Origin of the sequence: Virgibacillus ndiopensis (assembly GCF_900187325.1) — a bacterium.
Classification (GTDB): Bacteria; Bacillota; Bacilli; order Bacillales; family Amphibacillaceae; genus Virgibacillus_E; species Virgibacillus_E ndiopensis.
Map to the genome: position 1 here is coordinate 857,786 of NZ_FZMZ01000006.1, position 26,341 is coordinate 884,126.

At 35.6% G+C, this 26,341-nt stretch carries 26 protein-coding genes; 19 read left to right on the forward strand and 7 right to left on the reverse strand.

Features of this window, described 5'->3' with window-relative positions:
• Positions 1 to 156: 156 nt before the first annotated feature.
• From CS937_RS16645 to CS937_RS16660, 4 genes are all read left to right on the forward strand, one after another.
• Positions 157 to 732, forward strand: a complete 576-nt coding sequence (locus tag CS937_RS16645) for a histidine phosphatase family protein (protein WP_099159591.1) — start codon at positions 157 to 159, stop codon at positions 730 to 732.
• Positions 733 to 873: 141 nt separating this feature from the next.
• Positions 874 to 1,377 carry a hypothetical protein gene (locus CS937_RS16650; RefSeq protein ID WP_099159592.1) on the forward strand — a complete coding sequence of 168 codons (504 nt, stop codon included), beginning with the start codon at positions 874 to 876 and terminating at the stop codon, positions 1,375 to 1,377.
• 370 nt (positions 1,378 to 1,747) lie between these two features.
• Complete coding sequence (locus CS937_RS16655) at positions 1,748 to 2,398, forward strand: Type 1 glutamine amidotransferase-like domain-containing protein (RefSeq protein WP_099159593.1); 651 nt, start codon at positions 1,748 to 1,750, stop codon at positions 2,396 to 2,398.
• Between the two features lie 627 nt (positions 2,399 to 3,025).
• Positions 3,026 to 3,556, forward strand: a complete 531-nt coding sequence (locus tag CS937_RS16660; RefSeq protein ID WP_099159594.1) for a sigma-70 family RNA polymerase sigma factor — start codon at positions 3,026 to 3,028, stop codon at positions 3,554 to 3,556.
• Positions 3,557 to 3,936: 380 nt separating this feature from the next.
• On the opposite strand, the gene CS937_RS16665 is transcribed toward CS937_RS16660, so the two are convergent.
• The 7 genes from CS937_RS16665 to CS937_RS19240 form a co-directional block, all read right to left on the reverse strand.
• Positions 3,937 to 4,677, reverse strand: coding sequence for an SDR family NAD(P)-dependent oxidoreductase (locus tag CS937_RS16665; RefSeq protein ID WP_099159595.1), 741 nt, complete (start codon positions 4,675 to 4,677; stop codon positions 3,937 to 3,939).
• A 15-nt stretch (positions 4,678 to 4,692) separates the two neighbouring features.
• Positions 4,693 to 6,258 carry a sodium:solute symporter family protein gene (locus CS937_RS16670; RefSeq protein ID WP_099159596.1) on the reverse strand — a complete coding sequence of 522 codons (1,566 nt, stop codon included), beginning with the start codon at positions 6,256 to 6,258 and terminating at the stop codon, positions 4,693 to 4,695.
• Between the two features lie 6 nt (positions 6,259 to 6,264).
• Positions 6,265 to 6,414 carry a hypothetical protein gene (locus tag CS937_RS19565; protein WP_176555868.1) on the reverse strand — a complete coding sequence of 50 codons (150 nt, stop codon included), beginning with the start codon at positions 6,412 to 6,414 and terminating at the stop codon, positions 6,265 to 6,267.
• A 39-nt stretch (positions 6,415 to 6,453) separates the two neighbouring features.
• A complete protein-coding gene (locus tag CS937_RS16675; protein ID WP_099159597.1) occupies positions 6,454 to 7,500 on the reverse strand; it encodes a ketopantoate reductase family protein in 1,047 nt (348 codons plus the stop codon).
• Positions 7,501 to 7,513: 13 nt separating this feature from the next.
• Positions 7,514 to 8,344, reverse strand: coding sequence for a beta-keto acid cleavage family enzyme (locus CS937_RS16680; protein WP_099159598.1), 831 nt, complete (start codon positions 8,342 to 8,344; stop codon positions 7,514 to 7,516).
• Between the two features lie 98 nt (positions 8,345 to 8,442).
• Entirely contained in the window at positions 8,443 to 9,237 is a 795-nt protein-coding gene (locus CS937_RS16685) for a TrmB family transcriptional regulator (protein WP_099159599.1), read from the reverse strand.
• 124 nt (positions 9,238 to 9,361) lie between these two features.
• Positions 9,362 to 9,574, reverse strand: a complete 213-nt coding sequence (locus tag CS937_RS19240) for a hypothetical protein (protein WP_141554370.1) — start codon at positions 9,572 to 9,574, stop codon at positions 9,362 to 9,364.
• Positions 9,575 to 9,994: 420 nt separating this feature from the next.
• Here CS937_RS19240 and CS937_RS16690 point away from each other — a divergent pair, with 420 nt between their 5' ends.
• From CS937_RS16690 to CS937_RS16760, 15 genes are all read left to right on the forward strand, one after another.
• Entirely contained in the window at positions 9,995 to 11,605 is a 1,611-nt protein-coding gene (locus CS937_RS16690) for an ATP-binding protein (RefSeq protein WP_176555869.1), read from the forward strand.
• Positions 11,598 to 12,302 carry a response regulator gene (locus tag CS937_RS16695; protein ID WP_099159601.1) on the forward strand — a complete coding sequence of 235 codons (705 nt, stop codon included), beginning with the start codon at positions 11,598 to 11,600 and terminating at the stop codon, positions 12,300 to 12,302. The genes CS937_RS16690 and CS937_RS16695 overlap by 8 nt, the downstream gene beginning before the upstream one ends.
• 103 nt (positions 12,303 to 12,405) lie before the next feature.
• On the forward strand, positions 12,406 to 13,389 hold the full coding sequence (locus CS937_RS16700) for a tripartite tricarboxylate transporter substrate binding protein (RefSeq protein WP_099159602.1): 984 nt from the start codon (positions 12,406 to 12,408) through the stop codon (positions 13,387 to 13,389).
• A 167-nt stretch (positions 13,390 to 13,556) separates the two neighbouring features.
• Complete coding sequence (locus tag CS937_RS16705) at positions 13,557 to 14,000, forward strand: tripartite tricarboxylate transporter TctB family protein (protein ID WP_099159603.1); 444 nt, start codon at positions 13,557 to 13,559, stop codon at positions 13,998 to 14,000.
• Between the two features lie 15 nt (positions 14,001 to 14,015).
• The gene (locus tag CS937_RS16710; RefSeq protein WP_099159604.1) at positions 14,016 to 15,515 is read left to right on the forward strand and encodes a tripartite tricarboxylate transporter permease; all 1,500 of its coding nucleotides are present in this window, start codon (positions 14,016 to 14,018) and stop codon (positions 15,513 to 15,515) included.
• Positions 15,516 to 15,540: 25 nt separating this feature from the next.
• Positions 15,541 to 16,914 carry an SLC13 family permease gene (locus CS937_RS16715; RefSeq protein ID WP_099159605.1) on the forward strand — a complete coding sequence of 458 codons (1,374 nt, stop codon included), beginning with the start codon at positions 15,541 to 15,543 and terminating at the stop codon, positions 16,912 to 16,914.
• A 16-nt stretch (positions 16,915 to 16,930) separates the two neighbouring features.
• A complete protein-coding gene (gene prpB / locus CS937_RS16720; RefSeq protein ID WP_099159606.1) occupies positions 16,931 to 17,851 on the forward strand; it encodes a methylisocitrate lyase in 921 nt (306 codons plus the stop codon).
• Positions 17,844 to 19,286, forward strand: a complete 1,443-nt coding sequence (locus CS937_RS16725; protein ID WP_099159607.1) for a bifunctional 2-methylcitrate dehydratase/aconitate hydratase — start codon at positions 17,844 to 17,846, stop codon at positions 19,284 to 19,286. Before prpB ends, CS937_RS16725 begins: the two co-directional genes overlap by 8 nt.
• A gap of 228 nt (positions 19,287 to 19,514) precedes the next feature.
• Positions 19,515 to 20,720 (forward strand): M20 family metallopeptidase, encoded by a 1,206-nt coding sequence (locus tag CS937_RS16730; RefSeq protein ID WP_099159608.1) that lies wholly within the window; start codon positions 19,515 to 19,517, stop codon positions 20,718 to 20,720.
• A 57-nt stretch (positions 20,721 to 20,777) separates the two neighbouring features.
• Positions 20,778 to 21,590, forward strand: a complete 813-nt coding sequence (locus tag CS937_RS16735; RefSeq protein ID WP_099159609.1) for a DUF3100 domain-containing protein — start codon at positions 20,778 to 20,780, stop codon at positions 21,588 to 21,590.
• Positions 21,591 to 21,595: 5 nt separating this feature from the next.
• Positions 21,596 to 22,051, forward strand: a complete 456-nt coding sequence (locus CS937_RS16740) for a hypothetical protein (protein WP_099159610.1) — start codon at positions 21,596 to 21,598, stop codon at positions 22,049 to 22,051.
• Between the two features lie 184 nt (positions 22,052 to 22,235).
• Positions 22,236 to 22,799, forward strand: a complete 564-nt coding sequence (locus tag CS937_RS16745) for a Maf family protein (RefSeq protein ID WP_099159611.1) — start codon at positions 22,236 to 22,238, stop codon at positions 22,797 to 22,799.
• 133 nt (positions 22,800 to 22,932) lie between these two features.
• A complete protein-coding gene (locus CS937_RS16750; protein WP_099159612.1) occupies positions 22,933 to 23,838 on the forward strand; it encodes a DMT family transporter in 906 nt (301 codons plus the stop codon).
• A 186-nt stretch (positions 23,839 to 24,024) separates the two neighbouring features.
• A complete protein-coding gene (locus CS937_RS16755) occupies positions 24,025 to 24,747 on the forward strand; it encodes a GntR family transcriptional regulator (RefSeq protein ID WP_099159613.1) in 723 nt (240 codons plus the stop codon).
• Between the two features lie 212 nt (positions 24,748 to 24,959).
• Entirely contained in the window at positions 24,960 to 26,303 is a 1,344-nt protein-coding gene (locus CS937_RS16760; RefSeq protein ID WP_099159614.1) for a M20 family metallopeptidase, read from the forward strand.
• Positions 26,304 to 26,341 lie beyond the last annotated feature (38 nt).

Here is a 26,341-nt window from a genome sequence, read left to right on the forward strand (position 1 = left end):
TTAAGTTACCAAAGCAATGGATTCAGGATTGGAATATGTAATCACTGCTGTTTCCCTAATATCAGCAGAAAGGTCTATTAAATCATCGGGCGCCTTTCTTGAAGAAAGAAAAGGTTCCAGTAAATAATCTAAAGCAATAATTGGTGGGAGGTTGAAATGGATCTAATTTTTATTAGACATGGCCAAGGTCAGCATACACTAGAACCACCTAACAGCTTACACATTAAAGATCCTTCATTAACTAATGAAGGAATAGATCAAGCTAAATTGTTAAGAAAGAACATTCCTTTATCTGATACAGATCTTGTTGTAATTAGCCCTATTAGGAGAACGCTGCAAACTGCATTTATTTGGAGTGAAGGTATCCGGTGTAAAAAAATCGTGAGTCCAATGGTATCACCAAGAATGTTTCCGCAAAAGAAAGAATGGAAGACCCTACCTTGTGACGTGATTATGGACCGCAAAGAAATAAAAAATGAATTTCCTGATTTTATAATAGAAAAAAATTCAACAAATGATCTGTGGATCCAGGGAATAAATAGCACTTCCGAAGATGAGTTTAAAACCATTGGAAAGAGGTTTATTCAATGGTGTAAGCTCCAATCTAAGGAAAAAATCTACGTTGTATCTCACGATGGTACCATTACTTCTTATCGACAATTGTTATCTAATCAAACATTCACTAGAAAAGACTTTCCAAAAGAAGCAGGTTGGGTAAATTTACGCTGTTAAGCAAACGGGCGCTTTTCTGGAATAAAGATTAGCGCTCATTTTTCATGTAATTGGCCAAAATTTTTGAACAAGAGAAACCTTTCCTACAATTGATCCGTAATAAGTATCACAGTAATTTGTTTATTGAAAAGGAGTGTTAGTATGCGAAGGCTATTTGTTTTATTTTGTTATTCGGTTGCTCTTTTATTATTAGTTAGTGCCTGTGAAAATTCAGAAGATGATTCCTCAGATTTTACGGACTCTGCAGTGGAACTTGGAGAGGAATTTATTAAAGAGCTATACAATGTTGACGACCCAAGTGTTGATGTAAAGAACTTTGAAAAGCTTATGGATTTACAAGACAATTTTTCGTCTTATTTCACGAAGAAGGAATTTGAAGATTTAGAAAAGATTAGGTTCTTTACAATACCACAAGAAGTAGCAAACAAACTAAACAATAAAATTTCCGTGCAAAACATTTCCATCAAAAAGAGTGATGGCGATCAAAATTTTGAACATACCTTCACATTGATATTTACGGATCAAGATGGAAACAAGGTGGATGAAGAAGAAATGAAGGGACAAATGACCATTGTAGATACGAAAAATGGGTTGAAAATCGACCGTTATTATGATGGTGCAGAAAAGACGTTGGTAAATAAGTAAGCATCTTGTACCGCAATCGGGCGCATTCCTTGAATAAGAAGCATTAATGTAAAAAGTACTGGTAAACAATGGATTTCTTGTTTTTAATTTTAATTTTTATTGGTATCTTTCTTGTATTTGATGCAGTACGGAAAGTTAGCAATAACATACTTGAACAGACTGAAGAACTAAAAAAATACGTGAAGAATTGATGAAAAGAGTAGACTATTGATCTTCAGTAATACTGGATAACTATTCCACAAAGGGGCGCAATTGCTTAATAAACGCTTGCGTCCATCGGGCCATATCGAGAATATTGTGTTGGTGACAAGAAAACAGAATGAGTAATGCAGGAAATTAATGTTATATACACTTTGCTACGGGGGTACTTATGAAAACTCACTATTATTTAGGTTGGTTTAGCAACTTTTTTCCAGAAAAACTGGGCAGGGTTTTACAGGAGGATATAACTGATAGAAAATCGCTTGTTATGATTAGCTCGAATCCATCTTTTTATGAAGATGATGGTGCTACTGAACGTTTGTGGCTTGACCAGGCAGGCATTATGTTTGATGAATATCATTTAATTAATTATCGCGTACAGAAGGAAGATGCACAAACGTTAATTCAAAATGCTTCAGTCATTTTCTTGTTGGGTGGAAGCATTCTTAAACAAAAAGATTTTTTGATGGAATATGAATTGTCGGATTTGATTAAAAAAAGCAGAGCCGTTGTTATGGGAGCAAGCGCTGGTGCGATCAATATGTCCGCTAAATGGTTATGTTCGAAAAACTTTGGAGATGAAATAAGCTCTGTTTGCGACGGAATCGGCCTTGACGATTTTTCCGTCCTGTCTCACTTTGATCTTGAAAATAACATTGCGCTGGTTCAAAGTGAACTGTCTCCCTTATCGGAAGAAATGAATATTTATGCGTCGAACAAAGATTGCGCTGTACGTACAAAGGGAGACAAAATCGACATTTTTGGCAATGTATATTTAATTTCCCACTCAAAGATTCAGAAATTGGATGAGACGCTCTAGTTGTGGTGAATGACTATGGCTTAAAATTAATTTCTTTATACAAAGCTTCTATTTTAAATTAATCGTGTAAATAAAGAAGAACCTAAAGCTGTACAGATGGCAAAGAAAATATATAGGGAAATCAAATCTAAGCAACTAATCTAACACTCTTTCAAGGGTGTTTTTTACGCTCTTTTTAGAAGGTGGAGAATAATGAGTGTGATTTTATCAAGATGTTTTCCGCTAAAATAACTTTCTAGGGAAAAACTTAGATACTTCGGACATAAGAGTGCATGACATATACACTAAGCAACCCCACTCCAAATCCACAATAAATTGCATTAATTCATACAATATAACCCAAAATACCTAATTTTTTATCTTAATAGTGATGTAGATCACAGCCAAGCGAAGGATTATTTTGTATAATCCAAATTGTAAACGTTTGCGTTATTATGATTGTTCTAAAAATTATGAGTTTGTAATATTGCATTAGCTATTGTTAGTCATTGGCATATTAAGCAAATAATACTAGTAAATCCGGAAAAATATTTCTTTTCATGCTTTTTATAAATTATAGCTAATACGATGTTAACTACAAAGAATCTATCTAAATAGCATTGCTTCTTAGATGAAGGAGATTAGGAAATGGAAGAGAAAACGAAGACAACTTTTGAAGAGATCCTCGAACAAAATAAGCGCAGAGTATATTATCACATTCGTAAGTTAAAATTAAACGATTCACATCAGGAATTTTATCAAGAAGGATTGGTTGCAATGTGGAACGCATACGAGAAGTACCAACCAAATAAAGGTCCGCTTGCAACGTACTTCAATTATGTTATCCGTAATCGCATGATTGACTTAATGCGAAAACAGAAAAGGGAACAGGAAAATCAGAAATTTTTTGTACAGCAGCATAATGCTGAACATGAAGATGGAAACTATTATCGCAATGGGGAGAGAGTTTATCCCTTGTTGAAGGTTGCCGAGGATTTCCAAAAGTATGAACCATTTTGGGATGAAGTTAAGGACAATCTGTCGGAGAATCAATTGAAATGGCTGAAGTACTTTATTATTAAGGATATGTCTGTGAAAGATATTGCTTTACAGGAGGGTGTTACTGTCGACGCCGTGAAAGGCTGGGGTAGAGAGGTTAGGAAGAAGCTGAAGGAATAGATTTGGTGGATTGGAATGGCTTATTAGGTACATATTAAAACTACCAATCTTAATCTCAGTACTGTTAAAGGGGGAAGTGTTCGTAGCACTTCTCCCTTTAGCTTATACCGAATTTAGAGCGCATGGTGTCAATTAAACAATGGTCAACAAAAGTTACCATACCTATATTTTTAAATGTAAAGAATATGAAAGGATAATTTTTCTCGGGATGTATCATTTTTAACGTGCCCATCTTAATCAAATACTTGTACCTTACCAAGTTTTTATTTCAACCAGCACAATTACTTTGGTGAGTTGTCTTTACCTAACTGCCCCAGAAACCCGTCTATGATTCCTTATTTAATTGCCCCACCTAACCTTTCGATTTCATAATCATGTTTTTAGGGAACTAATCCTCCATCCACACTCAAAATAGTTCCAGTAACGAAGCGCGCTTCCTCGGACGCAAGAAATGCATAAGCATTTGCAATATCCTCAGGTTTACCTATTTCATTTAACAAAGATTTTTCCTTCATCATGCCTAACACCTTATCTGGAATCTTTTTAAGCATATCTGTTAAAATAAATCCTGGAGCAACAGAATTGACACGAATGTTATATCGGCCAAGTTCTCGAGCCCATGTCTTAGTCATGCCATTTATTCCAGACTTCGCGGCAACATAATTTGACTGACCAAAATTCCCATATAAACTTACAACTGAAGAAGCATTAAGTATCACTCCGCTTTTTTGCTCCTTCATCCTTTGTGCTACGGCTTGTGTCATTAAAAAGACACCTTTAAGATTAACGTCTATTACCTTATCCCACTGACTTTCGTTCATTTTCAGAAGTTGTGCATCCTCTACTACCCCAGCATTATTTATTAATATATCAATGGAATCAAAACGCTCTAATGTGAAATTAATGGCATAATCCACCGAAGATTTGTTGGAAACATCTGCCACGATTCCCTCTACCTTTTTTCCGTAATCCTTTAAATAGGAAACTGTATCATTAATCTCTTCTTTATTTAAGTCTATTATTACAATGTTGGCTCCCTCATTTAAAAACTTTTTGACAGTGGCATATCCTATACCACGACAACCACCAGTAATAATAGCTGTTTTATTATATAATTTCATGTAAATCCTCATTCCTTAAGCGTTTTTTCTTGTATCTTTAGAATTAACACTAGTAATATTATTATCTGTTTTATTTTGTATATCTTTGATAGTTTGTTTGGTGGATTCACTGACATCTGCTTTAAAATACGGTTCGTAAGCTTCTACAGGTGGCTTTTTAGTGAAGAACACAACCAGTAGAACTCCTACTAAAGAAGCTGAGACTGCTATTAAGAATGGATTGGTTAAACCGATAACTTGAGCAAGTATATAAGTGAAAAAACCAGTAAGCATCGATACGTATGCGCCAGCTCTATTCATTCGCTTCCAATACAGCCCCAATACGACAACTAAGAAAAATACTGCTCCGAAGCCTCCATAAACATACGTAAATCCCATTGCCAAGAACCATGGTGGTGTAATAGCACTTACCACAGCAAATATTGCAATTACAAACATTCCAATTCTAAGATTCATATTAAATTTCTTTTCATTGATTTTCTTTTTTGGAAATATATTAAGATAAACATCATAATATAAAGATGTTGCACAGTGTAAGAGCATTGAATTAGCCGATGAAACAGCAGCTGCACATAAAGCTACAAGTGTCATCGCGCCCACTAAAGGAGGTGCATATTCCTGTACGATTACTGGAATAATGTAATCTGTGGTTTTACCTGCTGGCAAACTAGGTATTAGGGTTTTCGCACCCAATCCCATAATAATTAGCGGTATAAATATTGCTGTTAAAATAAGGATTGATCCCATGATTTGTAGAACAGCTACTTTAATATTTTTAGGAGCAAGCATTCTGGTTACCCAGTGCGGAGAAACGGTTGCACCTAAAGAGTTGGAAATAAAGATTGCAAATAAAGCTCCTAAACCAAACGTGCCAACAGGTGTTATCATTGAACCTTCTGGGATTGCTTCGCCACCAACAATTGTTGGACTGGTTGTGGTGGAAATAGTATCTATTATATTCTGCCATCCTCCTGTTGCAGCAAGAACAGCTCCTCCTCCTAAAATAACCCCTACAACAATCAAAATAGTATTTAATGTATCTGTTGCCGCTACTGACCAAAACCCTCCAATGCTTGTGAAAAGTAAAAAGATTAAAAACGCAAATATCGCAAACTGATAATCTATACCGGTTATAGTGGCAAATACTATACCGAAACCAACTACCTGAAGATGTACAAATAAAAAATAACCGATGAACATTAACGTTCCAACAATTGTTCTTAGATGACTAACTTTTCTAAAAGGTTCAAATCTGTGATGAATATATTCCGGAAAGGTTCGTGCTGGAGTTTCCGGTCTTCTGATTTTATAAGCAACTAATGGAATTAGTGCAGTTGCCAAAAACCATCCAGCTACCCATCCAATAATGGCAGAAACTCCATTACTATAAAGATACCCTGGTACTCCCATAACAGAAGCAACACTTACCCATGTAGCTGTTGTTGTTCCAATTCCTAATAATAACCCCATTCTGTGACCGCCAGTCGTAAAGTCCGTCATTGATTCAGCCTGCTTCAGACTTTTGATTGAGGTCCATACAATGAAGCACATGTAAAATCCAAGAACAATTAAATAAAGCATTCACATTTACTCCTCTCGTTTTGGTTCGTACCTAAATAAACTTCCTGTAGCTCCCCAGCGTTTAACCCCATGCTTTTCAATTCGAAAACACAAAAATGTTCCTAACGTAAGTGAAAAAACTATAATCGCTACCCAAATCATTAAGGCAATAAGCATTGATCTACACCACCTATAATGTTATTTTAAAAAATCCGCTCAACGGGATAAACTTATATTTTTATCTATAAGCTCCTTGAAATTAATAATATTTTCTTGGAATTCGGGTATCTTCTTTTCTCTTTGTGCTTCTTGGACAAGTTGACAAACTAATTGATTAAAAGGCGTTGGAACATTGGATTGTTTTCCTTTGTTAACGACATGCCCATTAATAAAGTTAATTTCAGTTGGTTTTCCTTTTTCCAGATCCTGTAACATGCTTGCCTTAAGTTTTGCGTGTGGCCTCCATACATCATGATAAAATTCAAGTTTGTCAGATATACTGTTTTGATCTTTCAACTCTAAATATTGAAAATCTCTCCCTTGCATTTCTTCTAGTCGAATATCATGCTCTCGTGCGACTTTAATTGTTTCGTCAGCAATGTTGGCAACACTTTTAATGGCAACTGGATTATTTAATACTTCTCCAAAAGTACAGCCCAGTGCTGCAGACATACCACTAAATGTTGTATTCATTAACAATTTAGACCATTTTACTCCTTGAATATTAGGAGTAATTTCACTGTACCCCACAGCATCCAATATTTCTTTGCCCCGTCTAATACGATCAGTTATTCGTCCATTTAATTCACCAATATCAAATGCATATTTTTTCATGGTATTGAGTTCAGTTGTTAGCTCAGAAATACCAGGACCTAACCAAGTTGCACCAAAACCTACTGCACCACCAATGGTTCTATCACTTCCTACAATAGCCGCTACATTTTCTTCTGGAACACCATTTTGAAGTGTACAAACAATACTGTCATTATGAAGAAAAGGAAGCATGGGAGTTAATGCATCATGTGTGAAAACTTGTTTTGTAAGTACAAAAACAATATCATATACATCATTTAAATCTTTGGGATGTTTGGCGGACACATGAATAGTAGTATCCAGAAAACCAACCAGCTTGGCTCCATTTTGGTTCAACGCATCAATGTTTTCCTGATTAACATCAATTAAGTCGACATTGTAGCCATGTTTGGTAATTAATGCACCGATAATTGTCCCTAATGACCCAGCACCTAGAATTGCTATTCTCATGCTTTAACACCTCTTAACCTATTTTAGTTTTTGTTCGCAACTGTAATATCTCTCTGGCTTCCTGCGGTGTAGCAACTTCTCTACCTAACGTTTTTGCTAATTCTATAATTCTTTTTACAAATTGGGCATTTGTAGTGGCTAATTCACCTTTCCGGAAATATACACTGTCTTCCATACCTACACGTACGTGCCCACCTAACAAGATACTCATTGTATTAATGGTTAATTGGTCTTTACTCGCTCCAATTGCTGACCAAGTTGAACCCTCTGGAATACTATCTATCATATACATCAAGTTTTTTGGCGTTGCAGGCATTCCACCAGCGACCCCTAGTACAAATTGAAAATGAAACGGATCGTCTAATAGTTCTTTTTTTGCTATACGTAAAGCATTGTGAATCATCCCTACATCAAAGGCTTCAATTTCAGGTTTTATATTTCTCTTTTTTGTTTTGGCAGCAAGTTTTTCTAAAAAGCTAGGTGAATTGTGAAATACACCTTTTCCAAAATTCATTGAACCTGCATCAAATGTGGCCATTTCTGGGTTTAATTCACAAACACGAAGTCTTTCTTCTTCCGTGGTTTCTAACCCACCGGCAGTGGTTAGGTTTAAAATAATGTCGCATTTTTCCTGAACTCGATCAATCACTTCTTGGTACACATTCAAATCCATTGTATTTTCGCCCATCATATCCTTCACGTGTACGTGGCCGATAGCGGCTCCAGCTTTCCACGATTCATAAATTGAATCTGCAATTTCTTCTGGTGTTAGTGGAAGATAAGGAGTATGTTTTCTCGTAGTTTGTGCTCCAGTGGGTGCAACTGTAATTATTAATTTTTCCATTTAATCTCCTCCAAAAAAAGTGTTAATAAAGCGCTTTCAATTAGTCGATAAATAATATCGTCAAAATTATAAATGTACGATTTTCATTTACTATAAACTTAAAAATCATCAATAAGATTTTCTAAATTTTGACCGTAATAATCTGTTATCATCTTTTCAAAATCATGAATAACTCTATTAATATAGATGTCGTGTCTGATGTAGTTTCGAGTGATTGATACCATCACCGGATGGCTAGATACCACCGAGTGGGGTGAGTCTTCTAATGAATGAAGTAATATTGCTTTTTTATTATCAATAACAACAGAGAGCTCTCCATTATGGCGAGATAGCCCTTCGTTATAGTGGTTAAAACAATCCCATGGAACGTCTATATCTTCCTTATCGAAAATGATGGTTACAATCTTAACTCCACGTTCATATGCTTTTTGAAGTAGGTCCCTTAATAAATCAAATTCTCTTTTCCAACAGCTTAATATAATTTGAGAATTACACTCGATAACTGCTGTTTGGACAACCTCTATTGAGGATAAATAACCTTTTATTACAAAAAGTTCCGACCAATCTACATCACTGCGTGAAGAAACGTCTGCTAGGGAATGGCTTAGAAATTCGTAGTGGTTCATAAATGTGTCTTTTTTGGATTTTAGCAACTCTTTATAAGGGAGAGCGCTATATCGTACTTGCTTTCCATTATTTCCTCCAGATACGGTAAACACCAAACCCTGATCATTCATCTTTTTTAATGCTTCGTATACCTTTGGGGCAGGAACCCCTGATGATTTCGCAATATTATTTCCATTTGATGGTTGATTACTTAAGAGCGAAACATAAATCTTAGCTTCATACTCAGTCATGCCAATTTTCTTTAAAGTGTTAACTATATCTCCCATGTCGACCCTCCTTTGAAATTTTACTACCTAGGTAGTATTTATTTTATAAAGTATGTTACTACAAGGGTAGTTAATAGTCAATTTATTTTTTGTGAATTTCCAAACTAATAATATTTTCTGTTAACTAGGATTTTTCGTGTGAATTGATCGATTCGGACCGTGATGCAAAAGTGAAGGCTTTTCCTTTTTTCCCTTTTTCACTCGTGATTAAGTTATGTTTAACAAGCGTCTTCCGGGCATCAAGCAATCCTTGTTTGGACAAGCCTGTTAACTGCTCCACTAATGCGTTCGGCGCATTAAATCTCCTTTTCCATCCGACTGAATTGTTTATCGCCATCAATGTGTGCCATAAGACAATGGCACTGGTAGGGATTTCGTCGTTAGCAGCCAGTCCTTAAATGCATTTAGTTCTTTAATATAGTTCATGGAGAATCGATCCTTTCAAAAATGATTTAGATAAGTGGAAGACAAAATGAATACTTCCCATAACAATAAGCGAAATGGGAATAGGGTTAGGTGTCATAGTTTTGGAAAATTTTTTGTTTTTTTAAATCTGGGGAGTGAGAGTTTTAGGTGGCCAATCACCTTTGTGCTTAGTATAGATTAATTTTATAAGGTTTAGTGGCTCACTCTTCAACCCTAAAAAATGAGAATGATAGAATGTCTTGATCAAAAGGTACTCTATCATTCTCATTTTTTTAATATGGTTTTAATGTTAAGATTTCTATTAAACATCGTTGAATTGGCAGGTGACCAAATGATTCAAAAACTTTTAAACGTATCTCTCCAAAAAAAAATAATTGGCTTGGTAGTTGGCATACTTATCTCTTTGATTATTCTTCTTTTTAGTGTTTTTGCTTATTTTGATGCAAATCAAATTTTTGCCAATAAAAATAGATTAAGTTTACAAACAGCAAAAACTATTTCTTTAATGCCTTCTGTTAAACAGGCACTACAGCAAGATAATCCTTCCAAATCATTGCAATTTTTTAATGAACAACATCGTGTACATAATGATATTGACTTTATCGTTATCCAGAATCATCAAGGTTATATTGTTACCCATCCAAACAAGGAATCTATTGGACAATATCAGAAATTCGATGATGGTTATCTTGCCTTGGTCTTCGGGGGCTATTACAATATGGAGTCAGATGAATTTATAGGGCCCTCGATTGTTGGTAAAGCCCCGATACTATCAGATAAGGGAAATGTATTGGGAGTAGTAACGGTAGGTTTTTTGAAAAAGGGTATTTATGCAACGATTGCTCAACGTCTTAAGAATATTTTTCTTTTCTCCATTTGGGTAATCGTTATTGGTATTATAGCAAGTTACTTATTAGCAAGACACATTAGAAAAGACACATTAGGTTTGGAGCCGCGGGAAATAGCGACTCTTTATCGAGATAGAGATTCCGTTTTATCATCGATAAATGAAGGGGTTATTGCGACTGATGAATATGGAAAAATTACGTTAATCAATACGTCTGCCAAAAAATTACTAAATCTAACAGATGATCATGGCAATAAGTCGATTTTTAATTTACTTCCTAATCTAAATCTTGACTTTAACTTAGAACAACTGAAAGCACAATTGAATAAAGAGGTTCATATTAACGATAAAAATATTATTATAAATCTGGTTCCAATTATTAATGAAGGTAAAAAGGTTGGTACGGTTACTACTTTTAGAGATAAAACCGAGATTACTGAAATGCTTAATACACTTTCTGAGGTTAAGAAGTACTCAGACGATTTACGCTCGCAGACACATGAATTTTCTAACAAAATGCATCTTATTTCAGGTCTACTCCAATTAAAGCGATATGATGAAGTATTGAAAATGGTTCAGCAAGAAGTAGAAACTATTGAAACTAATAATCGGATGATTTTTGAACAGATAAAAGACTTCAAAGTACAAGCTGTATTACTTGGTAAGATGAGTAAAGCTTTCGAGAAAAAAGTGAATTTCTCTGTTGATGAGAGTAGTTCACTACAGGAATTGCCAGCACATATTGAACTCTCTCATTTGATTACAATCATCGGAAATTTACTTGATAATGCATTTGATGAGTTAATAAATCAATCAAAACGGTCCGTCGTTTTTTCTACACTTGATATTGGAAATGATATTATTTTTGAGATATCGGATAATGGTAGTGGGCTCAAGTCAGAGCAAATAGAGAAGATATTCCAGGCTGGATATACGACTAAAAGCAACGGGAATTCAGAACGTGGGTTTGGTTTGTTCAATGTCAAGGAAATAGTAAATTCACTCCATGGAAGTATTGAGATAGATTCGGGAAGTGACGGTACGACATTTACTGTTTATATTCCAAAATCATTAAAGGGGGATGAAAATGATTAACGTAATTATAGCCGAAGATGATTTCCGAATTGCTGATATTCATGAAAGTTTTCTAAAGAAGGTTGACGGTGTCAAGGTTATTGGGAAAGCAATAACTGGAGAAGAAACTGTTAATCTAGTAAAGAAAAAAGAAGCGGATCTTTTACTTCTTGATATCTATTTGCCTGATTTTCTCGGAACAGATTTAATTCATAATGTGCGTCAGGTGAACCCTGATATCGATATTATTATTGTTACTGCCGCTAAAGAAAAAGATCTGTTAGAGACAAGCTTGCGGAGGGGTGTATTTAGTTATCTAATTAAACCGGTAACAATCGAACGCTTTACAGAAGTACTAAATGACTATAAACAGAGGAAAGATCTGCTAGAAACAAAGGAGTATGTTGACCAGGATACGTTAGACAAGCTTTTTACAACTACACGACCAAAACGGGTGCCTGACGATGCTCTTCCAAAAGGAATTGACCGTATAACATTACAGAACGTTAAGCAATCCATGGAAACTAACAACGTACTATTATGGACTGCTGAAGAGATGGGAAAGGAAATCGGTTCATCTAGAACGACTGCGCGCCGGTATTTGGAATACCTGGTATCAGCTGATTATGCAAAAGTAAAACAGGAATATGGAATTATTGGTAGACCTGAAAGGAAGTATTATTTGAATGAAGCCTATGAACAAAATGAACAAAATTAACTTTAAGTTTTAAATTGAGTTAATTATGAAAACGCATACAAGATAAAAGATTCAGTTTATTATTAGAATATATTCAAATCTAAAAATAGAAAGGATACTTTATATGCGTAAATTTTTTGGAATCATGCTTTTATTACTCGTTATGGTTATTGCGGGTTGTTCATCTGATGAAAAGGCTGGAGGGGAAGCTTCTTTTCCAAGTGATAACATCGAAATTATTGCTCCTGCGACACCTGGTGGTGGATGGGATGCAACAGCAAGATCGATGCAAAAAGTATTTTCCGATAATGGAATTATTGAGGAAAACATGAATGTTGTTAACAAGCCTGGTGGAGGCGGAGAAGTTGGTTGGCAATATTTAAAGAAACAAGATGCTCATCACATTGCAATTAACTCGAGTTTGGTTATTACGAATAATATATTGGGACAGAGTGAGCTTACACATAAAGATTTTACACCATTGGCAATACTTACTACAGAGTGGAATGCGGTTACAGTTGCGCCTGACTCAAAATTCGAAACAGGTGCTGAAATTATGGAACAATTGAAGAAAGATCCTACGTCATTAAAAATTGCAGTTGCGCCAAGTTTAGGGAATGATGATCATTTATCCTTTGTCCAGGCAGCACAAGAATTTGGAGTGGATGTAACTAAGCTTCAATTTATGATTTATGAGAGTGGTGGCGATGTACTAACTGCAATGTTAGGTGGTCATGTTGATGTAGCAACATCTTCCGTTTCCGAATTTAAAGAACAGCACCTTGCAGGAAAAGTGAAAATGGTTGCGGTTACTTCAGAAAAACCAATTAAAGGCCTAGAAGATATTCCTACCTGGAAAGAACAAGGTGTGGATATGGTATTCCCACATTGGAGAGGTGTAATGGGACCACCAGACATGACTGAAGAGGAGATCGCTTATTGGGATGATAAAATCGGTAAATTAGTCGAAACAGATGCATGGAAAGAGATTTTGAAAAACAACGAGTGGGAATCATACTATATGGACAGCACAGAAACGAAAAAATTCCTAGAAGAACAAACTAAAAAATACGAAGAGTTATTGAATGTATCAGGGTTAACAGAATAAAAATCGCATTAGAATGAATCTACTAATGGATTCATTCTAATTTTACACATGAAGAAAATATAAGTTTTTATCGGATTAAGTATAAGAAAAACTTCGGCACTCGCTATTATGATGGACGTGGCGAATGCCTTAGTTTTTTTTAGAACATATAAAAAGGAGGGAATTGTATGCTCCGGTTAATCACACCTATAATTTTCATCATTTTTGGTGGTATATACCTTATTCTTACTTTTAATATGACGAGAGCAAAAATAGGGGATCCGAATGCCCCATTGTATTTTCCAGCATTAATAGGGATTTTTCTAGTAATCATTAGTATTGTTTACTTCGTTCAAGAATGGAAACAACGAAAAGAAACGGTAGAAGAAGTAAAACAATTGTTTAAAGGTAGGACACCATTTCTTATTATTGCGTCATTGGTTTTGATTTTTATTTATTCATTTTTATTTGAACGCATCGGCTTTTTATATTCAACCATATTATTTTTGACTGGTTTACTTTTTGTAGTAAATGGAAGAAAACAGTGGATTAAGAACATCTTAATTGCAGTTATATTTTCTTTCGTAGCATGGTATTCATTTGCTGAATTACTAGATGTAAGCTTGCCATAGAAAGGAGAGAGAAGAATGGGAGTTGACTATCAATATGTAATTGAGGGATTTATAACAGCTATTCAACCAGCTAATATACTTTGGGTAATTATTGGTGGTTTTCTTGGAACAGTAGTAGGGATGCTACCAGGGCTCGGACCAGCTACAGCTGTTGCTGTTCTTATTCCGGTTACATTTGGGATGGAACCTACAAGTGCCTTAATATTAATGGCTGCAATCTATTACGGAGCAATGTATGGAGGCTCTAGAAGCTCCATTTTACTTAATACTCCAGGTGATGGATCCGCAATAGCAGCAGCGTTTGACGGGTACCCGATGACAAAAAAAGGACAGGCTGGTCAAGCGTTAACGATTTCGGCAATTGCTTCCTTAATTGGAGGGTTGTTTGCAATTATAGGCTTTATTATATTAGCAAAGCCTTTAGCAGCATTTGCTTTGAAATTTGGACCAGCGGAATATTTTCTGTTATTTTTGTTTACTTTATCTGCAATCGTTTCACTCTCTATAGGGAATATGGTAAAAGGCTTTATCTCTATGTCAATTGGATTGATCTTAAGTACAGTTGGTGTCGATCTGCAATCAGGGGTACATCGTTTTACGTTTAATATTCCACAGTTAAGTGAAGGTATCGATTTTTTAATTGTCATTATTGGTATTTATGCAGTTGGAGAAGTATTTTACAACTATATGAGTTTGGACAGGATTAAAAAGGAAAAGAAAAAAGTTGGAACGAAATGGATCACGAAAGAACAATGGAAGCAATCAAAATGGCCAATAATTCGTAACGGACCAATAGGTTTCCTTATTGGAGTTTTACCTGGTGCAGGTGGCTCAATTGCTTCGATGCTAAGCTATACAACCGAAAAACAACTGTCCAAGCATCCAGAAAAATTTGGGAAAGGTGCAATTGAGGGATTAGCGGCACCTGAATCTTCTAATAACGCTGCTTCAGTAGGTGCGTTTATCCCACTTTTGACAATGGGGGTACCGGGATCTGGTACAACAGCTGTTATTCTAGGGGCAGTAGTTATGTTGGGATTAAAACCTGGTCCACTTCTTTTCGAAAATAATCCAGAAATGGTTTGGACGCTAGTGGATAGTATGTTTATAGGTAATATATTTCTAGTAATCTTAAACATTCTATTAGTTGGACTATTAGTAAGAATTTTAGATACTCCACCTAAAATATTGTATCCGTTAATATTGGTGTTAGCGTTTATTGGAACGTATACATTAAGCTATAGTGTTATAGATTTTTATATATTGGTTATTTTTGGGGTGATCGGATTAATGATGAAGCTACTTAATTTCCCGGTCGCACCACTGATACTTGCTATCATTGTAGGATCTGATATGGAGCAAAGTTTCCGAAAAAGTCTTGTAGCACATGATAGTTTTGTTAATGTACTCGTTGCGTCTCCCGTAACTATTGCATTAGTGATATTGACAATTTTATCGATTTGCTATCCGTTTTTTATTGGGTGGTTGAGAAGACGTAAACAGAGCAGAGCATAGATCACTGCTGTAAGGCGGTAATTTAATGAAAAAAAATATTCTATTGATTATAGTACTGACGTTGTATGTGTTGTTCTTTTCCCCCGTAATAGAATGGAGTATTCAAATGAAAGCATTGGGAACACTTGTCATCATCCAAACTCTCTGGATTGGGAGGGTGTTCCCCTTATCTTTTAGTTCTATATTACTTATTTTATTATTGTCTTTTCATTTTTTTAGTTATGATGAGACACTGAGTTATTTTGGGTCTAGTTTGGTATGGTTGATATTTGCCATTTTCATTTTATCCCATGCTTTTATCAGTACAGGGCTGGCCAGCAGAATATCATTGTATATTCTCAGTTTGGCTAAGGGATCTGGACGAATATTACTATTTGTTTCTTTTATATTGTCCTTTATTTTAACGTTCTTCATTCCCTCTAATATTGGGAAGGGAAGTTTAATCAGTTCCATCTTGCATGACATTATAAAAAGTTTAAAAAAGGTTCAGCCAACAAGCAATTTGGCAAAAACATTTTTTATTGGAATAGCTTATGTAAGTGCCATTTCTGCTGCATTTGTACCAACTGGGGCGAGTTCAACTGTTTATGCATTTGGAATGTTTTCATCCATTTCTGATAAAATTACTTATTTTCATTGGTTAATATATTTTGGTTTACCTATATTTGTATTTGTTCTCTTATTATGGGGGATATTTAATCACTTTTTGCCTATTGAAAGAGTTGATCAAAAAATGGTAAAGGATCTTATCCGTTCGAAAATGGATGAGTTAGGAAGCTGGAGTATCCCTGAAATAAAGATAGCATTTATTATAGTCGTTACGCTTTTATTATGGCTTACCCAACCTTTACATGGTTATTCTATCCCTTTGGTCGGACTATTGGGATCTAGTGTTGTTGTGCTTCCTTATATTGGAGTAATGGACTGGGATGAAGCAAAAAAAAGTGTGAATTGGGATTTGATGATTTTCTTTGCTGCTACATTAATGTTGTCGAATATGCTTATAAATACTGGAACTATAGACAAACTTGCTCAATATGTAATTGGTCATTCACAGCATTATCCTTCTTTTTTTCTTGTGATAGGATTGGTTGTTTTTACAGCACTTATTCGAATTGTTTTTGTAAATGTACTAGGATTTTTGACCATTATGCTACCTTTAGCGATAACACTAGGAGAACAGATAGATGGAATTTCTCCGTTAACATTGGCGATGGCGGTCTATTTGGTTGGTGTTCCTGGATTTTTACTTATAACGCAATCTCCTGTTCATTTAATTAGTTATTCGTATGGATATTTTACACATCAGAATCTATTACGTGTTGGTTCAGTATCCATGCTGATATGGATATGTATTGTGTTAGCAAGTATATTTTTATATTGGGATTTGGTAATTTAAAGGAGGAATTTCTATTATGACTTGGTTGACTACAGAACAGAAAGCACAGGCTGAATTAGCTGATGAATTCAAAGCGCACATGAGTGGGAAAACCATTTTGAAAATAATTGGTGCGCATGATGGAATGGCTGGATTGGTTGCGAAGAATGTCGGATTTAAATCTCTCTATCTATCCGGTGCAGCATACACAGCAAGTATGGGGTTGCCTGATATTGGCTTATTAAATTCAACAGAAGTTGCTGAAAGAGCAAGAGAAATTACTCGAGCTACTAATATGCCATTGCTCGTTGATATTGACAATGGGTTTGGCGGTCCATTAAATGTGGCAAGAACTGTTAAAGAAATGGTGGAAGCAAATGTAGCTGCAATTCAAATGGAAGATCAAAGTATTCCCAAAAAGTGTGGTCATCTTAATGGTAAGCAGTTAATCTCCATTAGTGATATGGCAGAAAAAATAAAAATGGTGAAAAAGATTGCTCCATCACTGGTGGTAGTTGCCCGGACTGATGCACATAGTGTGGAAGGGATTGACGAAGCATTAAACAGAGCAAAAGCATATGAAGAGGCTGGTGCGGATGCGATTTTTCCAGAAGCTATTACGAAAGAATCGGAGTTTGAATTTTTCGCAAAGAGTATTAACGTACCATTACTTGCAAATATGACTGAATTTGGAAAAACTCCATATTACGGGGCAGAGGCGTTTGAAAAAATGGGCTATTCGATGGTTATTTATCCGGTGACATCACTTAGAGTAGCAGCTAAAGCTTATAGGAAAGCTTATGAGGAAATATTTACAAAAGGAACACAAAAAAATATTTTGGAAGATATGCAAACCCGTCAGGAGCTTTACAATACTATTGACTTAAAAAGTTATGAGGAATTAGACAATAAAATTGCTAAAACAATACTACCTGTACTGGGAAAGGGACGTGGTTAATCTGATAACTAGGAAAGAATCTAAAGCCGATAAACTTTTTGAAGAAATAGCAACCTATGTGTTGGATGAAAATGTAGGTGACCGTGAATCAATTGAAATTGCCCAGCATGTACTAATGGATAGTTTAGGTTGTGCTATGCTTTCACTTGAATTTCCAGCATGTACCAAGCTTTTAGGACCAATTGTACCAAATGCTTACTTGGAAAACGGCAGTATCGTCCCAGGTACTTCCTATTCCTTGGACCCTGTACAAGGGGCATTTAATATCGGAACATTAATTCGCTGGTTGGACTATAATGACTGTTGGCTTGCAAAAGAATGGGGGCACCCGTCAGATAATTTAGGAGGAATCCTCGCAGTTGCAGATTTTATAAGTAGAAAGAATAAGCAGGAAGGTAAGGCTCCACTTACGGTTAAAGATGTTCTTGTTGCAGCTATCAAAGCACATGAAATTCAAGGTATTTTAGCCTTAGATAATAGCTTGAATAGGGAAGGTTTGGATCATGTATTGTTTGTGAAAGTTGCAACTACAGCTGTAACGACTGCAATGCTAGGCGGAACAAAAGAAGAAATAATTAACGCAGTATCCAATGCATGGATAGATAATTCCAGCCTCAGAACTTATCGACATTTTCCAAATGCAGGTTCGAGAAAATCATGGGCAGCAGGAGATGCAACGAGTAGAGGAGTATGGCTGGCACTTATGGCTCTACGAGGGGAAATGGGTTATCCTACCGCTTTATCAGCACCTGACTGGGGTTTTGAAGATGTGTTAATGGGGGGGAAAGAACTGACTCTTGCACAACCATTACGTGATTATGTCATGAGGAATATTTTATTTAAAATATCTTTTCCAGCGGAGTTCCATGCACAAACAGCTGCTGAATGCGGTATTAAATTACATAAGGAAGTCAGTGGCAGATTACAGGACATTGAAAAAATAGTGATTCATACACATGAATCGGCCATACGTATCATTGATAAAAAAGGGCCATTGAATAATCCTGCAGATCGTGATCATTGTTTACAGTATATAACTGCAATAGGACTGATTTATGGGGAATTAACCGCGGATCATTATGAAGATGAAATTGCTGGTAATCCACTAATTGATGAATTACGAGAAAAAATGACCGTTTTAGAGGATGAAAATTATTCAAAGGAATATCTTGACCCTAAAAAACGATCAATAGCGAATGCGGTTCAAATCTATTTTAAAGATAGAACATCAACACGAAAGTTGGAAATAAAATATCCGATCGGTCACCGCTTCCGTCGTGATGAAGGAATACCTTTATTATATGAGAAATTTTCATATAATATCTCAACCCAATTTACAAAAGAGAAACAGGTAGAATTAAATGAATTATTTACTGAACATCAAAGGTTGTTAGATATGGAAGTTGATAGGTTTATGAATCTCTGGAGGGTATAGCGGATCTTAGGTGGCTGTTATTTTCCAGCTTTAGTTTCACTGCGTTAATCTGTTAATCATTCAGCCAGAGCAATATATAAAGTTACATTAAAAAGGACGCTTTCGTTTAAGGTTCTCACCTTTTGCATAAGTGTCCTTTTTACTAATCCAAAATTCCTTGTAGATTAGTCTGAATTTTTATATTAATATAAGTATTAAGATTCATTTTAATGAAAAGGAGTGATAGGTGTGGAACAGCTATACAGTAATTTAGATGATGTATATGATGAGATTGTTGAAATACGAAGATATCTTCATCAACATCCTGAACTATCTTTTGAGGAAGAGAACACCGCAGCGTATATTGCAGACTATCATACAAATTTAGGTCATAAAGTTCGTACCAATGTTGGGGGTAATGGGGTTTTAGCCTATTTAAAGGGAGATAAGCCTGGACCAACAGTAGCATTACGAGCGGATTTCGATGCACTCCCAATTCAGGAACAAACCGATGTTCCTTTTATATCAGTTAATGAGGGTGTTATGCATGCCTGTGGTCATGATGGACATACAGCGACATTGTTAGGCCTTGCAAAAGTTTTGAATGGATTGAAATCTGAAATAGAAGGTACAGTTGTATTTTTACATCAACATGCTGAGGAACTTCCCCCAGGTGGTGCGATTTCAATGATTGAGGATGGGTGTCTTGATGGTGTAGATGTCATATTTGGTACGCATTTACAAGCGCAAATGCCACTTGGTGAAATTGGATATCGAACCGGCGCTCTTCAAGCCGCTCCAGATCGTTTTGATATAAAGATTCAAGGTCAAGGTGGACATGGGGCATACCCACACGATACGAAAGACAGCATTGTAATTGGTGGACAGTTAATCAACAATTTACAACAAATTGTCAGTAGAAGGATTGATCCATTAGATTTAGCTGTTGTATCGGTCTGTAATTTTGAAGCGAAAAATCCTTACAATGTGATTGCCGACACTGCTGAATTAACAGGAACTGTCCGGACATTTAAAGAAGAGACTCGTAATTTTATAGAAAACGAGATAGAAAGAGTTGTACAGGGGACGTGCCAGGTCTCTGGTGCTGATTACGAGTATACGTACACTCGTGGCTATCCAACCCTGGTTAATCACAAAGCAGAAACAGAATTTGTTGCAGAAATTGCAAGGAACGTTCCAGGTATTGAATCGGTTAATGAAACTCCACAGATTATGGGTGGAGAAGATTTTTCTTATTATTTACAACATGTAAAAGGAACCTTTTTCTTCACAGGTGCCAAAATTTCGGAACAGGAAATAACTTACCCTCATCATCATCCAAAATTTAATATCAATGAGCGTGCATTATTATATGCTGCGAAGGTTTTGGGGAAAGCAGCATTACAATACATGAAAGAACATGCACATCAACGTATTAAGAATGTTAGTCAATAATCTGGTAATAAAAGGAGCCTTATTTTTAAGGCTCCCTAAATAAGGGGGCATAGGAATATGGATCAAGTTCTGAATATGTGGAAAGACTGGCGGTTGCATATACTTGTATTTGCGATAGTCATTGTAACGGAATTTATTGGTATACATGAATTAAAAATAGGTCCTGGTGTGATTTTACTATTACCGATGCTTTATGCAGTTATTATTGGAATTGGGTTATACTTCACACCACTTGTGAAGGAAAAGCAATCTATTAATGCTGAACCGCTTGTTTTTATTTCGGTTACGTTACTTGTTGCGAAATTTGGTGTACAGGCAGGTCCAGCATTGCCACAATTAATAGAAGCAGGCTGGGCATTGGTTTTACAAGAACTAGGTAATTTAGGAACTATATTTTTAGCGCTGCCAGTAGCAATTTATCTCGGGTTAAAACGTGAAAGTATTGGAATGACCCACTCGATTGGTAGAGAGCCAAATTTGGCACTAATTACAGATAAATATGGTTTGTCTTCTCCAGAGGGACGTGGTGTTATGGCTATCTATATATTTGGTACAGTTTTCGGATCAATTTTTATGGGACTGGCTTCGGGATTGTTAGCAACCATTACGCCACTTCATCCGTATTCCTTTGCAATGGCAACCGGAATTGGAAGCGGAAGTATGACTGCGGCTTCATTGGGACCACTTGTTGCTGCATTTCCTGATAAGGCAGAAATGATTACTGCATTTTCTGGTGCAAGTAACCTTCTTACATCTGTAACAGGACTATATGCTAGTATTTTTATTGGGTTACCCTTGACGGAAAAACTTTATAAAGTAATGACGAAGCGGAAAAAAGAAAATCCAACAAATAGTACGAAGGTGGTGTAGTGACAATGTTGAAAAGCGTTCAGGAATGGGTATTGTTATTTATCATTATTGGTTTCATTATAGTCATCGGGAATTGGATTGGATACAATGTCATGCCCTTAGATGCACTTCCAGGTATTATTGTTTTGATTGCGATTAGTTTAGCAGGATTAATTATCCATCGGCTTATTCCTTATAAAAAAGTTCCTAGTATCGCATATATAGGTATACTGGCTTTTGTTTTAACGATTCCAGGGGTTCCTGGATCGCAGCAACTTGTTTCGTGGACATCTGAGGTTAATCTTTTGGCCATTGCGACACCAATTTTAGCTTATGCTGGAATATCTATAGGTCGATCTTGGACAGATTTTGCTAAACTGGGGTGGAAAACAGTTGTTATTGGGATGTGTGTATTACTTGGAACCTACTTAGGATCTGCTGTAGTTGCCGAAATTATATTAAGAATACAGGGGATTATTTAGGAGAATACTTGTGGTCAACAATGCCCTTTAGAATAAATAAAACGAGAAATGGATCCAGATTTATACTGGATTCGTTTCTCGTTCTATTTGGGCAATTTTGAAGCCCTACCGTTCTTATTGTGGTAGTATGAAAATAGTTTATAACATATACAGCATTTATTTTTTTGTACTGGAGGTTACTTTCATGTCACGACAACTTGTTTTAGCATCGTCATCACCGAGAAGACAAGAACTTTTGAAGCAGATTAATATCCCATTTATTGTTCGCAAGCAGGATGTAGATGAATCATTAATTCAAACAGATTCTCCGCTGGAAAAGGTTAAAGAATTGGCTTTGTTAAAGGGGAGAAATGCTGAGATTATGAATGATGATGAAGTAATAATAGCAGCGGACACGGTTGTATCCTACGAAAACCAAATTTTTGAGAAGCCAAAAAATAAACAAGATGCTTTTAACATGTTGTCAACGCTAAACGGCAATGTCCATGAGGTATATACTGGTGTAATGATTCGAACAAATAACGACGAACGTGTGTTTATTGAAAAAACGTTAGTAGAATTTTGGGCTTTATCACATGATGAAATCGAGTCGTATATTTCAACGCAAGATCCTTTTGATAAAGCTGGTGCATATGGTATTCAAACGAAAGGGGCAATATTAGTTAAGAAGATTACCGGTGATTATTATAATGTTGTTGGCTTGCCGATATCTCGTGTTGTAAGGGAACTTAGGAATTTTTTGGTGTAGGTTTTAGGGCATCTTTTAATGTTCCTTGTAAATAGTTACGGTTAGTTAATTTGTGGATTTACGCTACTAGAACTAACTTTTTTTATTTTTACTAGCAGATTGAAGCGACTTTGAAAAATAGGGGAGTAAATTTATGCTTAAAATTTACATTCTTTTGTTCATGGTAATGATGATGTGGGGGTTAAATGTATCTGCGTTAAAGGTGCTAGTGGATGCTGTTGACCCGATGTTGTTGACGTCCGTTCGAATTATGACTGCAGGTATTGTTGTTTTGGTAATTTGCTCGGTGATGGGGATATTTAGGTTACCACTAAAACACGAATGGTTCGTCATTTTGTACATAGCTGTTTTCAATGTTATTTTACATCATTCGCTTGTCGCGTTAGGTATAAATATGACAACGGGGATAAACGCGGGGTTAATTCTTGGGACAATGCCACTGGTTACTGTGATGATGGCTGTGGTCTTTTTGCGACAGCGTGTTATGTGGCTGAGGATTGCCGGTTTTGTTTTAGGATTTGTCGGCGTGATTATAACGACGTTGACTGGTGCTGATGGATTGGCGGCAATTTCATTAGGTGACTTAATTGTATTCCTAGGTGTTGTCGTGCAAGGGTTTAGTTTTGTATTAATCAGTAAATTGAAACCAACATTTGACCCGCGGTTGGCAACAGGCTACATGCTCGTGCTTGGGTCGATATTTATCTTTTTGTTTAGTCAGGCTACGGGATCGCCACTGCAGGAAATAACGTATTTATTTGATTGGAAGCTAGGATCAATCTTTTTATTCAGTGCAGTTTTAGCATCGGCATTTGGTCATATGACTTATAATTATGCCATCAAAAAAGTAGGGGCAGCTGAATCAGCAATTTTCATCAATCTGAATACACTTTTTGCGATTATAGGAGCGTCTCTTTTTTTAAATGAAGTGATTACGCTAAATCATGTTATTGGATTTATTTTTATTTTATGTGGCGTGTTTTTGGGTGCCGGCACCGTAGAACATTTGGTGTTGAAGCGGAAGAGAAGAGAGGCGTAAACACTTACCCATTAGGAAAACGAGATGAAAAGTGGCAAATTCCATCGCCATAGCTATTGAGTATTTTAGCTAGTTTGGCACGCATGTTTAAATATTAAATTTTCAAAAAACAGTGTTGACATTATAATTTTATAATATTATAATGTTTCTTAAAAATATAAACCAAATAGTACTAAGGAGAAAAAAATGGAATTAAATAAAAGTGTATCTACCCCTTTATATCATCAAATAAAGGACTATTTAGAAGATAAAATTACGAAAGGTGAATGGGAGCCTGGTTATAGATTACCTACAGAAAAAGAATTAGCTAACCAATTTAATGTAAGTAATATTACAGTAAAGAGAGCAATTCTTGAACTTGTTAATGAAGGTATTCTTTATAGGAAAAGTGGTAAAGGGACATTCGTTATTAAAAAAGAAGAGCAGGATATTTCTAAGCTGGTTTCACTTCGAAATGAGGCAGACGATGATCAGCAACATCCTCACAAAACATTGAGCTTTTCCAAGGTAATGGCAGGTACAAACATCGGGAATCAATTAGAAATTAATTCTGAAGAAATGGTTTATAAAATTAATCGATTAAAAATTAAAGAAGGCGATCCTGAAGTAATCGAATATTCATTTATACCAAGCGGAGTTTTTCCAGATTTGTCTCAAACAGATATTGAAGATGAGTTGCTTTATAATATTTTTCTAAAAAAATATGGGATCGAATTAGGAAAGGCAAAGATATTCTTCTCAACTATCATTGCCGATGATTATGAGGCAGATTTATTAAACGTCCCTAAAGGGGAACAGTTATTTGTACTAGAACGTTATACCGTAACGGTTAAAAACCAAATTATTGAGTATTCCAAATTTATATTAAAACAAGATCAACCAAGATATTTCCTTGAAGTTCAACTGTGAGTATTTAAAAAGATTTCTAACCAAATAAAATTATTTATATTAAGTAAAATTATAACATTATAATATTATAATGTTATGTTTTAATACAACGAGGTTCCTGTTAAACGACAGGGCTTAGAAATAGCATAGTAAGTAATAGTTCATTTGATAGGAGGGTGATTCACCAAGCAAATTGTTTATTCAATTAAGTAGATTTTAAGGGAGGTTACAGAATGGAAAGATTACATCAATATGTAAATAGTAAAGCGGATGAGTACATTGAGTGGTTAATAGAAACATGTAATCAGCCAAGTGTTTCAGCTCAAAACCGTGGAATGAGTGAGATGAAAGATTTAGTTAAGTTTTTTCTTAGAAAAATAAATGCCGAAATTGAGGAAATTGAAACAGATGGTTATCCAATTATCTATGGAGAAATTAATAGTGGTAAACCAAAAACGTTAACTTTCTATAATCATTATGATGTTCAACCAGAGGACCCGTTACATGAATGGACAAGCGATCCGTTTAAGACGGACATTAGAGAAGGTCAGATTTTTGCCAGGGGAGTCGCTGATAATAAAGGTAATTTGATTTCTCGTATTTGTGCGGTACATGCCTATCAGCAGGTATATAAAGAATTACCGGTTAATTTGAAATTTATTTTTGAGGGGGAGGAGGAAGTAGGAAGTCCTCATTTAAAATATTTTGCTACCAATTTTCCTGAAAAGCTTCAAACAGACGGAATAATTTGGGAAGGTGGGGCTCGTGGGGCAATTGATAAACGTCCACATGTAAGTTTAGGCGTTAAGGGGATTTGTTATGTTGAACTAATTTGTAAGGGTGCTAATTATGATTTGCATTCATCTGAAGCAGCAGTAATTGAAAACCCTGCTTGGAGATTGATTTGGGCATTAAATACAATCAAAAATGAGCAAGAGGAAATATTGATTAAAGGTTTTTATGATGATGTGACTCCTTTAACTCAAAAAGATAAACAGTTTATTCAAACGATGGACTTTAATGAACAGGAAACAAAGGATATGTACGGTATCAATTCTTTTGTTAAAAACGTCTCTGGTTATGAATTAAAGGAGCGGTTAACTGCAGCTCCAACCTGTACAATCTGTGGCATTGATTCAGGTTATACGGCTGAAGGTTCTAAAACAGTTTTACCTTCAATTGCTATGGTAAAGTTGGATTTTAGACTTGTTCCTAACCAAACACCAGAGAGAACCGTTCAGCTATTAAGACAACATTTGGATTCAAATGGATTTGAGGACATTGAAATTAAACAATCACATGGTCTTACACCCTTTAACACCGATACGGAGCATCCGTTTATTAACGTTGTATTGAAAAGTGTAGACAATGTATATAAAGAGCCACCTGTTATATTACGTAATTTGGCTGGATCTAGTCCTATGAGTAAGTTATTAAACGAAACATCAATTCCTGCAGTACAAATAGGTGTGGCTAATACACATTCAAATTACCATGCTCCAAATGAAAATATTTTTATTGATGATTACATCCAAGGTATTAAAGTAACAGCAAACGTAATTAACAACCTTGGATAAATTTTTATTTACAATAATCTGATTATTTTTAATAGTTA